The sequence below is a fragment of the Mesorhizobium sp. M1E.F.Ca.ET.063.01.1.1 genome (assembly GCF_003998155.1).
GTDB lineage: Bacteria > Pseudomonadota > Alphaproteobacteria > Rhizobiales > Rhizobiaceae > Mesorhizobium.
Genome location: NZ_RZSC01001665.1, coordinates 1 through 422, shown reverse-complemented (window position 1 = coordinate 422; position 422 = coordinate 1). Strand labels below are relative to the sequence as shown.

Genomic DNA, 422 nt, shown 5'->3' with positions numbered 1-422 from the left:
CCCTGCTGCATGGCCATGCAGGCCGCGTTCAGGCCGGGGTAAAGCCCGGCGGCCGTCGCCGCCACCATGCCGGTGCCGAGCAGCACCGCCTCGTCGGCCAAAGGCTCGATGACCGTGCAGCCGGTGGCGTCGGCATAGAGCTCCATCAAAAGCGGGTTCTTGGTATGGCCGCCGGTGACGTGCAGCGTGTCGATCAGGTAGCCGTTCTCGTTCAGCGCCTCCAGCACATGGCGCACCCCAAGCGCGATGCCGACGGCGGTGCGCCAGTAGAGCTTGCACAGGCTGTCGAAGGAGGAATCGAGCGTCAGGCCGCTGACGACGCCGACCGCGTGCGGGTCGGCAAGCGGCGATCGGTTGCCGTGGAAATCAGGCAACACATGCAGCCTCGCCGCCAGCGCATCGCCTTCAGTGGCGCGCAGCTC

General features: G+C 68.0%; 1 protein-coding gene. It reads right to left on the bottom strand.

Annotated features, from left to right (window positions below; translation table 11 throughout):
• Positions 1 to 422, bottom strand: a 422-nt coding sequence (locus tag EOA29_RS40315; RefSeq protein ID WP_245468881.1) for an FGGY-family carbohydrate kinase, incomplete at both ends; no start/stop codon positions are given.